Raw genomic sequence first — 9,774 nt, forward strand, 5'->3', positions numbered from 1 at the left:
TTGGAAGATCTTGGGAAGGGGCCCGCACTGTCGGGCGTCGGGTTCCCCGGCTAACCTCCCTGTCATGTCCCGCCATGTCGCCATCGTCACCGATTCCACGGCCTACTTGCCGCGGGCGGCTGTCGAGCGTCACCGCATCACGGCCGTACCGCTGACCGTCGTCCTGGGGGACCAGGCCCTGGAAGAGGGCACCGAGATCTCTGCGAGATCCGTCGCCCAGGCGCTGCAGAAGCGCCGTGCGGTGACGACCTCACGGCCCAGCCCGGCGACCTTCGCGGACACCTATCGCGCGGTCGCGGAGAGCGGCGCGAGCGGCATCGTCTCGCTGCACCTGTCCTCGGAGTTCTCCGGCACCTATGACGCGGCGGTGCTCGCGGCCAAGGAGGCGCCGGTGCCGGTCCGGGTGGTGGACACCGGAATGGTCGCGATGGCCCTCGGGTTCTGCGCTCTCGCGGCGGCGGAGGTGGCGGAGGCCGGTGGGGACATGGACGAGGCGGTGGCCGCCGCGGAGAAGCGGGCCGCAGGCACATCCGCCTATTTCTACGTCGACACCCTCGACTATCTGCGGCGCGGTGGCCGGATCGGTGCGGCGCAGGCGCTGCTCGGCTCGGCGCTGGCTGTCAAACCGATCCTCCAACTTGCCGATGGGCGGATCGAGCTGCTGGAGAAGGTCCGGACCGCGTCCAAGGCCATCGCACGGCTCGAGGAGATCGCTGCGGAGCGGGCAGGGGCGGGCGAGGTCGATATCGCGGTCCATCATCTCGCGGCGGCGGAGCGCGCGGATGCGTTGGCTCAGCGGCTTCGGGAGCGGGTGAGGGGCCTGCACGAACTGCATGTGAGCGAGGTGGGCGCGGTGATCGGCGCGCACACGGGGCCGGGGCTTCTGGGGGCCGTGGTATCGCCGAGGTAAGGGGGTGTCGCCGGCATCCTGTGGGTGACGTAGTTATCCACAACTGGCCCGCTATCCACGGAAATTGAGGCGGTCCGGCGAGATCGGCGCGGGGTGCTTAGCGTCGGGGCCATGAACTCTCGATCAGCTTCGTCCTCCGTTGCTTCGTCGTCCGTGGCTTCGCCGCCCGTTGCCTCGCCCTCCGTGGCTTCGCACCCCGTTCCTTCGCCCTCCGTTGTTTCGTATTCAGGCCCTTCGGCCTCTGCCCCGCGGACTCTGTCGGTGCGGGAACGGGCCGCCGCGTTGTTCGCCGAGGCGGGGGCCGGGCCCGCTGCCGGCGGCCCGACCGGGCCGCCCGATGCTCCCGATCCACCGCGAGGTCGGCACGACCCGGCGCGAGGTCGGGACGATCCACCGCGAGGTCAGGACGACCCGCCAAGAGGTCGTCAAGACGGCCCGCGGAGGGATCGCCACGACGATCCCTCGCTCCGTCCTCCCGACACGCCGGGCTCCCGTTCGCTGGAGCGGCGGTGGCTCGCGGTACGTGAACGGCTGCCGCTGTGGGTGCAGTTACGGTGCGGCACCGACCCGAAGGCGCTCGCCGCGCTGGCGCTGGTGCTCGTGGTGGCCGTGGGCTTCGCCGTACAGCACTTCTGGGGTGCGCGTCCCGAGCAGGTACGTGCTCCCGCTGCCTCGCGGGCGGGGGCGGCACCGGGCGCCGGCGCTCGGCCGTCATCGTTGTCGCCGTCCCTGCCACAGTCCCGCTCCTCACCCGGCCCTGCGGCGAGCGGGCCGCCGGGCGCTACGGGCCGAGAGCTGGTCATCGACGTCACGGGCAAGGTGCGGCGCCCCGGTATCCACCGGCTGCCACCGGGTTCGCGGGTGACCGATGCGCTGGGGGCCGCGGGCGGTGTGCTGCGCGGGGCGAGCACCCGTGGGCTGAACCGGGCGCGGCTGCTGATGGACGGCGAACAGATCGTGGTGGGCGAGGCGGGTGCGGGCAGCCCGGCGGACGGCGCAGGCACTGCCGCGACAGCGGGCGGCGGGGGCGGACCGCCGGGTGACGAAGGCGGGCCGGGCGGGCCGGTGAGTCTCAGCGCGGCGACCGAGCAGCAGCTTGACGCCCTCCCCGGAGTGGGGCCGGTGCTCGCCCGGCACATCATCGAATTCCGCAGCCGGCACGGCGGATTCACCTCCGTGGACCAGCTCCGTCAGGTGACCGGGATCGGCGACCGCCGGTTCGCCGATCTCCGCCCCCTGGTGCAGCCATGACCACCACCCGCGCCCCGGTGCACGCCTCGGCGGAGTCGCCGTACGGCAGCTCGGCCCCGCATCAGGAGGGCCCGGCCGACCTCCGTCTCGTCGCGCCGGCGCTGGCGGCCTGGGGCGCCGCGGCGGTCGGCCTGGGCGCACCGGGCGGTGTAATGGCGGTGGCCTGCGCCGGGGCCGTGGTCCTCGCGGTGATCGCGTGGCGTGTGGGGGTGGCGCGCCGGAGCGGCCGGAGTCCCCGCCGCGGGTCGGCCGGCGCCTTCGTCGCGCTGGCGGCGGTGCTGCTGTGCGCCGCGGCAGGGGCCGCATCAGCGGCGCTGCATGCGGCGGATCTGCGGCGTGGGCCGCTGCCCGGCTGGGCGCAGCGGTATGCGCGGGTCACGGTCGAGCTGACGGTCACCGGCGACCCGCGGGTGACCCGGCCCAAGGTGCGCGGATCCCAACGGGTGCCCCCGGTCATGGTGTTCACCGCCGATGCGGTCCGGGTGACCGCACCGGATGGCGCGGTGACCGCCGTCCGTACGCCGACGCTGGTGGTCGTCCAGGGGCACGGCGGGGGTGCGCACCCGGGCGGCGAGGCGCGCGGTGAGCCGTCCCCGGCGTGGCGCGGGCTGCTGCCGTCGACCCGTATCCGTGTGGTGGCGCGTGCGGCCCCGCCGCTGTCGCCCGCCGACGAGGTCGCCGCCGTACTGCGGGTCAACGGCGATGCGCCCCCGGTGAGGACCGGCCCGCCGTCCCCCCTTCAGCGGCTGGCCGGAAGTCTGCGCGCCGGTCTGCGCGAGGCCACCGACGGGCTGCGGCCCGATGCCCGAGCGCTGCTGCCGGGCCTGGTCGTGGGCGACACCTCGCGGGTGCCGCCGGACCTGGACGACGCCTTTCGGGCCACCGACCTGACGCATCTGCTCGCCGTCTCCGGCAGCAACCTGACCATCGTGCTCGCCCTGCTGATCGGCCCGCCCCATCTCGCGCTCCGCGCCGAACGCCGCGGTCTGGCCCCGCGCCTGGGCCTGTCGCTGCGCGGCACCGCCTTGACCGGCGGCGCCCTCGCGCTCGCCTTTGTCATGGTGTGCCGCCCGGACCCGAGCGTGCTGCGGGCCGCCGCCTGCGGGCTGATCACCCTGCTCGCGATCGGCAGCGGACGCCGGCGCTCCCTGCTCCCCGCGCTCGCCGCCGCGGTCCTGCTGCTGGTGCTCTACGATCCCTGGCTCGCCCGCAGCTACGGCTTTCTGCTCTCCGTCCTGGCGACCGGCGCACTGCTCCTGCTCGCGCCGCGCTGGAGCGCCGCCCTCCAGCGGCGCCGGGTGCCGCCCCGCCTGGCCGAGGTGCTGGCCGCGGCGGCCGCCGCGCAGGCGGTCTGCGCGCCCGTCGTCGCCGTGCTCGCCGCCCGGGTCGGCCTGATCGCCGTACCCTGCAACCTCCTTGCCGAACTGGCCGTGGCCCCGGCCACCGTCCTCGGCTTCGCGGCCCTCGCTCTCGCTCCGGTCGCCCCACCGGTCGCCCAGGCCCTGGCCTGGTGCGCGGCCTGGCCGGCCGAAGGCATCGCCGGTATCGCCCGTACGGGCGCATCGCTGCCCGGGGCGGAGTTCGGCTGGCCAGGGGGCTGGCCGGGCGGCCTGCTGCTGGCAGCCGCCACCGTCGCGCTGGTCACGGCCGGCCGCCGGCTGTTGCGCCACCGCCGGCTCTGTGTGCTCTGTGCCCTGGCCCTGATCCTGGCGGTCTGCCGGCCGGCCCCGTTCACCCGCATGCTCACCGGCTGGCCGCCGCCGGGATGGCGGGCCGTGGTCTGCGACGTCGGGCAGGGCGACGGCCTGGTCCTGGCCGCCGGGGACGGTACGGCACTGGTGGTCGACACCGGCCCCGAGCCCCGCGCCATCGACCGCTGCCTGACCGACCTGGGCATCCGCCGCATCCCGCTCCTCGTTCTCACGCACTTCCACGCCGACCATGTGGACGGCCTCCCCGGCGTGCTGCACGGCCGCGCGGTGGGCGCCATCGAGACCACGACGCTCCAAGATCCCCCGGGGCAGGCCGAGTTCGTACGCCGCCGGGCCGCGTCCGCCCGGGTGCCGATGATCCGCGCGGTACCGGGCGAGCGCCGCCGCCTGGGCTCGCTCACCTGGGAGGTCCTCTGGCCACCCGATCCCGCGACGCCGGGCGCTCAGCCGTCGCCACCCGTTCCGCCCGGCCCCAACGACGCCAGCGTCACCCTGCTCGTCCGCACGGGCGGGCTGACCCTCCTCCTGCTCGGCGACCTCGAACCACCCGCCCAGCAGGCCCTGTTGACCACTCACCCGGAGTTGTCCTCCGTGGACGTCCTGAAGGTGGCGCACCACGGCTCCGCCTACCAGGACCCACAGCTGCTACGACGCCTGGCGCCCCGCCTGGCGCTGATATCCGTTGGCGCCGGCAACCCGTACGGCCATCCGGCGCCCCGCACCATCTCGGCGCTGCGCGCTCAGGGCGCCCGGGTGCTGCGTACCGACACCGACGGATCCATCGCGGTCCTGGGCGGCCGGGACCGGCTGTCCGCGACGGTCCGCGGCCGCCGGATCCGCGGCCAACGGATCCGCGGCCAACGGATCCGCGGCCAACGGGGGAGAAGCTGCCGGACGCGGAGGCGTCGGGCGAGGAGGCGTCGGCTCAGGGTCGGCAGACGTCGTCCGGCAGGCTCTGCCGGTCGGCGCAGGGCACGTGCTTGTACATCCGCATGATGTTCTTCGCCGTGTCGGAGTCCATGAACGCCAGGAATTTCGCGGTCAGCGAGCCGTCTTCGGGCCGCCCGTATGTGTAGAGGTACTCCACCGTCCAGAAGGGGTAATCACGTTGCTGTCCCCATTCGATGTCCGGCTCGTGTCCCGCCAGCCGCACGCTGATCAGGTGCGACCGCTTCGCCGCCGCATAGACCTCGGCGTAGCCGATCGCGCCCGGCACCCTGTCCACCGCATCCAGCAGGCTCTTGGTGCTGTTCACCTCGCAGCGCGTCAGACGCGCTCGTTCGTCGCGGTCCTTGTCGCCGCAGTCGTACGACGACACCACCCCCGGCTCCGAACGGTGCAGCACGGACGTCTCGAACGCCCGGCGGGTGCCCGAGCCTGCGTCCCGGCTGACGAGGTGGATCGGCAGGTCGTTGCCGTGCAGCTGCTTCCAGTTGGTGTACGTCCCGTCGTAGATCTTCCGGATCTGGTCGAGGGTGAGATCGTCGACCCCGGCCTTCTCGTTCGCCACCAGGCTGAGCAGGATCACGCCCACCCGCTGGCCCTCCAGCCGTCGGTAGAGGGACGGCGCCGGCACATCCGATACGGCGATGAAGCCGGGCCCCTCGGAGGTCGCCGGCCTGGCCTGACGGTTGAGGTTGGCCAGGCCGGACAGGCTGCCGCTCTCCGCGACGGTGATGTCGGCGCCCGCGCACCGGGCCCGGTACTGCCGGGCTATCTCCCTCATCGGCGGGGCGAATGCCGTGGACCCGTCGATGGTCAGCCGCCCGCCGGCGCATTCGCCGGCCACCGGGGTCGTACGGCTGTTGAGCAGCAGCCCGCCGAGCAGGCCCAGCAGGACGATGAAGGTGCCGCCCAGGGCGAGGCTGAGCTTGCGCGGTCCCCAGCGCTGGGCGTTGCGCCGGATCCGGCCGCCGCTGATGAACCCGCCGACGGTCACCTCGCCGAGCCCGCTCCCGTCCCCGCCCCCGCCGCCGTCCCCGCCCCCGCCGCCGTCCCCGGCCCCGCGGCCGGTCCCGCCGCCGGCCCCGCGGCCGGTCCCGCCGCCGGCCCCGCGGCCGGTCCCGCCGCCGTCCCCGGTCCCGGCTCCGTCACCAGGGCCCGAGAGCAGCACCAGCAGCTTGAAGTGATCGCGCTTGTTCAGCGGCACTTTGGGGACGAAAAGCCGCCCACCGTCGTGCCGCAGCCCGCCGCCGTTGCGGGTGAGCATGCCCACCAGATCCGTCGGGTTGGCGTCCGGCACCTCCACGCCGATGACGGTGCGCCCGGCGAAGTCGACGGTCAGCGGCTCCTGGTAGTCCTGCCGGACGATGTCCTTGCCGCCGTCGTTCTCGAACCGCAGCAGCGCCAGCGTCGCGTCACTGATCTCCTGGTCCTGCCGCAGCAGCCGCAGCTGCACCAGGCTGTGCGCGTCCTGGGGGTTCATGCCGATCGCGGTGTCCATCTGGATGCGGTAGCCGATCCGCTTGCGGCCCGGCAGAAAACGCTCGACGGCCCAGACGACGGCCGTTGCCACGAGCCCGGCCGCGGTGAGGATCGTCTCGGTGTCCGGCAGAGCCATGGCAACCTCGCACAGATGATCGGACGGTGGGATGTCTGCACTGTAGGGAGGCGCAAAAGACCCCGAGGTGGCTTCGACGGCCGGTCATCAAAGGTTCATCCATCGTCTTCCGATGCCGGAACGCTGCGCCGGGAAGAGCCGCGCCCGGCGTGCCCCAGTGGCTCGTCCCGCCCCCGGCCACCCAAATCAGGACCCTCACTCTCCAGATTGGATAGACTCCCCGCCATGAGGATGAGTGAAGGCGTCGAATGGGGCCTGCACTGCTGTGTGACGCTGGCCTGGCTGGAGGGCGAGGGGCCCGTGTCGACCGCTCGGCTGGCGGCTTCCTTCGAGCTTCCGCAGGCCTATCTCAACAAGCGGCTGCAGGCGTTGGTACGGGCCGGAATCCTGAGTTCCACGCCCGGCGCCCGCGGCGGCTTCCGGCTTGCGCGGCCGCCGGAGCGGATCAGCCTCATGGATGTGGTCGCGGCGATCGAGGGCACCGAGGACGCGTTCCGGTGCACCGAGATCCGCCGCCAGGGGTCCGGCGCCGAGGCGTCCGACAGGGAGTACGGGCGGCCCTGCGGCATCTCGACGGCGATGCGCAAGGCCGAGCTGGCCTGGCGCCGCGAGCTCGCCGCACAGACCATCGCCGATGTCGCCGCCGGGACGCCCGCCTCGGTGGTCGACCGGACCCGCCGCTGGTTCGCCACGGAACGGACGTCCAGCAGATGAACACCCCACAACCCCTGGACCGCAACGCCACCGACGCCTACCTCCGCCGCATCGGCGCCGCCCGCCCCGCCGTTCCCGATGCCGACGCGCTGCGCGCCCTGCACGTCAGCCACCTGCGGAGCGTCCCCTTCGAAAACCTCTCCCTCCACCTCGGCGAGGAGATCGTCCTCGCCGTACGGCCACTGCTCGACAAGATCGTCGGCGCCCGGCGCGGCGGTTTCTGCTACGAACTCAACGGGGCGTTCGCCGCGCTGCTCGGCGCCCTCGGATACGACGTCGAGCTGCTGGCCGCCCGCGGCTTCGGCCCCGAGGGCCTCGGGATCCCGTACGACCATCTCGCCCTGCGCGTCCGCCTGCCCGGGGGGCCGTGGCTCGCGGACGTCGGATTCGGCAAGCACAGTCACCATCCGCTGCGGCTGGACAGCCGAGCCGACCAGGCCGACCCAGGCGGCGTCTTCCGGGTCGAGGAGACGCCGGAGGGTGACCTCGACATCCTCCGCGACGGCGCCCCGCAGTACCGCCTCGAGCAACGCCCGCGCGCCCTCGCCGACTTCGAGGCCGGCTGCTGGTGGCACCGCACCTCACCCCGGTCCTCGTTCGTCCGGTCCCTGGTCTGTTCGCGGCTGACGGAAACCGGCCGGGTCACCCTGTCCGGCCGTACGCTGGTGATCACCGGGCCCGGCGGCGCCCGCGACGAGCGCGAGCTGACCGAGGCCGAGGTCCTCCCCGCCTACCGCACCCACTTCGGCATCACCCTGGACCGGGCCCCTGTACTTGGGTGGCATCCAGAGGACGTGACCTCTCGGGCTACAGGGGACGCCCGGCCGGATCTGCCCCTGATCTGCCCCTGATCCGCCCCTGATCAGCCCTGAGACCGCCGGCACCCCGCCGGACATGCCGGACAGGGGGAGGAGGATCATGGCGGCATGGCAAATACCCCACGGGCAAAGGCCGTTGTCGTCGGAATCGGGGCACTGGGCGTGGTCGCGGCGCTCGCCGTGCTGTGGATCTTCAGCCTGTTCGCGGGCATCCTGTTTGGCTGGTCGCCCATGTCGCCGTGACCGGCGAACGCAACGACCTGCAGGCGGGCCCGTCACTCGGCCCATCAGCCATGCCCCAGGGCCGCCCCCGCCCCCGTCCACCCTTCTCCCTCCCCTCTCCCCGCCCCTTCGTCGCCTCTACTCCGCTTCCCGCCACCCCTCGAACTCCGCCGCGAGTTCGTCCAGCCGCGACGGGTCGTAGGCCGCGTCCGGGTCCTCGACCACCACCAGCCACTGCGCGTCCTCCGCGTCGTCCTCGCCGGCCAGGGCATCCCGTACGAGTTGGGGCTCCTCGGCGAGACCGAAGGTGGAGGTCAGCTGCTCCGCCAGCTCTTCCGCCGCATCGCGGTCGGGCAGGACCAGGACATGTCGTAGGTGTTGTACATCGCTCACCGGACCATTGTCCGGCAGCGGGAGTACGGGCCGGGACGGCGGTGTCAGTGGGGCGTGGGATGCTGGACCGCGATGGCCAGGAAGACAGCAAACGACGACCCCCTTGCCCCTGTCACGATCGCCGTGGGCCAGGAAGACCTGCTCCTCGACCGCGCCGTGCAGCAGGTGGTGGCGGCCGCCCGCGCCGCCGACGCGGACACCGACGTACGCGACCTCACCTCCGACCAGCTGCAGCCCGGCACCCTCGCCGAGCTCACCAGCCCCTCGCTCTTCGCCGAGCGCAAGGTCGTGGTGGTGCGCGGGTCGCAGGACCTCTCGGCGGACACCATCAAGGACGTCAAGGGGTATCTCGGCGCCCCCGCCGAGGAGATCACGCTCGTGCTGCTGCACGCCGGCGGCGCCAAGGGCAAGGGCCTGCTGGACGCCGCCCGCAAGGCCGGGGCGCGCGAGGTGGCCTGCCCCAAGATGACCAAGCCGGCCGACCGGCTGGCGTTCGTACGGGGCGAGTTCCGGGCTGTCGGGCGCTCCGCGACACCGGAGGCGTGTCAGGCGCTGGTCGATGCGATCGGCAGCGATCTGCGCGAGCTGGCCTCGGCCTGTTCACAGCTGACCGCCGATATCGAGGGCACGATCGACGAGGCCGTCGTCGCGCGTTACTACACGGGCCGGGCCGAGACGTCGAGCTTCACGGTCGCCGACCGTGCCGTGGAGGGCCGTGCCGCCGAGGCGCTGGAGGCGCTGCGCTGGGCGATGGCGACCGGCGTCGCGCCCGTCATGATCACCAGCGCGCTCGCCCAGGGCGTCCGCGCCATCGGCAAGCTGGCCTCCGCCCCGCGCGGCGCCCGCCCCGGCGACCTCGCCCGCGATCTGGGGATGCCGCCGTGGAAGATCGACCGGGTCCGGCAGCAGATGCGCGGCTGGTCGGCGGACGGCGTGGCCACGGCGCTACGGGCGGTCGCCGCGGCGGACGCGGGTGTCAAGGGCGGCGGGGACGACCCCGAGTACGCGCTCGAGAAGGCCGTTGTCGCCATCGCCCGCGCGGCCCGCTCGCACCGCTGACCGCCAGTCGCCCCGGGCAGGGGCCTGTCCGATCACCGGGCCCCTAGTACTGCAACCGCATGTGGGGTGTGTGGCCTCGGCGTTGGTAGTGGCAGTGGCGGGCTCGGGCTTGGCTGCGTCTGCGGAAGTGTGACC

9 protein-coding genes are annotated in these 9,774 nt (G+C 73.4%); 7 read left to right on the forward strand and 2 right to left on the reverse strand.

Annotation, left to right across the window (positions count from 1 at the left end; translation table 11 throughout):
* The first annotated feature begins 64 nt into the window (after nt 1-64).
* From ACZ4S3_RS19350 to ACZ4S3_RS19360, 3 genes are all read left to right on the forward strand, one after another.
* Nucleotides 65-910, forward strand: a complete 846-nt coding sequence (locus tag ACZ4S3_RS19350; protein ID WP_467935501.1) for a DegV family protein — start codon at nt 65-67, stop codon at nt 908-910.
* Between the two features lie 543 nt (nt 911-1,453).
* The gene (locus ACZ4S3_RS19355) at nt 1,454-2,161 is read left to right on the forward strand and encodes a ComEA family DNA-binding protein (RefSeq protein ID WP_467935505.1); all 708 of its coding nucleotides are present in this window, start codon (nt 1,454-1,456) and stop codon (nt 2,159-2,161) included.
* Entirely contained in the window at nt 2,158-4,869 is a 2,712-nt protein-coding gene (locus ACZ4S3_RS19360; RefSeq protein ID WP_467935509.1) for a ComEC/Rec2 family competence protein, read from the forward strand. Before ACZ4S3_RS19355 ends, ACZ4S3_RS19360 begins: the two co-directional genes overlap by 4 nt.
* Here the strand turns inward: ACZ4S3_RS19360 and ACZ4S3_RS19365 are convergent.
* A complete protein-coding gene (locus ACZ4S3_RS19365) occupies nt 4,799-6,433 on the reverse strand; it encodes a PstS family phosphate ABC transporter substrate-binding protein (protein ID WP_467935512.1) in 1,635 nt (544 codons plus the stop codon). The genes ACZ4S3_RS19360 and ACZ4S3_RS19365 overlap by 71 nt on opposite strands.
* A 225-nt stretch (nt 6,434-6,658) precedes the next feature.
* Between ACZ4S3_RS19365 and ACZ4S3_RS19370 the strand changes: the two genes are divergently transcribed.
* The 3 genes from ACZ4S3_RS19370 to ACZ4S3_RS19380 all read left to right on the forward strand — a co-directional run bounded on the left by ACZ4S3_RS19370 (nt 6,659) and on the right by ACZ4S3_RS19380 (nt 8,208).
* Nucleotides 6,659-7,147, forward strand: coding sequence for an RrF2 family transcriptional regulator (locus ACZ4S3_RS19370; RefSeq protein ID WP_467935517.1), 489 nt, complete (start codon nt 6,659-6,661; stop codon nt 7,145-7,147).
* Nucleotides 7,144-7,998, forward strand: coding sequence for an arylamine N-acetyltransferase family protein (locus ACZ4S3_RS19375; protein WP_467935522.1), 855 nt, complete (start codon nt 7,144-7,146; stop codon nt 7,996-7,998). The genes ACZ4S3_RS19370 and ACZ4S3_RS19375 overlap by 4 nt, the downstream gene beginning before the upstream one ends.
* 75 nt (nt 7,999-8,073) lie before the next feature.
* Nucleotides 8,074-8,208 (forward strand): hypothetical protein, encoded by a 135-nt coding sequence (locus ACZ4S3_RS19380; RefSeq protein ID WP_467935527.1) that lies wholly within the window; start codon nt 8,074-8,076, stop codon nt 8,206-8,208.
* Nucleotides 8,209-8,325: 117 nt separating this feature from the next.
* Here the strand turns inward: ACZ4S3_RS19380 and ACZ4S3_RS19385 are convergent, their stop codons facing one another.
* Nucleotides 8,326-8,580 (reverse strand): hypothetical protein, encoded by a 255-nt coding sequence (locus ACZ4S3_RS19385; RefSeq protein ID WP_467935531.1) that lies wholly within the window; start codon nt 8,578-8,580, stop codon nt 8,326-8,328.
* Nucleotides 8,581-8,652: 72 nt separating this feature from the next.
* Here ACZ4S3_RS19385 and holA point away from each other — a divergent pair, with 72 nt between their 5' ends.
* Nucleotides 8,653-9,639 (forward strand): DNA polymerase III subunit delta, encoded by a 987-nt coding sequence (gene holA, locus ACZ4S3_RS19390; protein ID WP_467935535.1) that lies wholly within the window; start codon nt 8,653-8,655, stop codon nt 9,637-9,639.
* Nucleotides 9,640-9,774: the final 135 nt, after the last annotated feature.

The sequence above is a fragment of the Streptomyces sp. NPDC028368 genome, assembly GCF_055565615.1.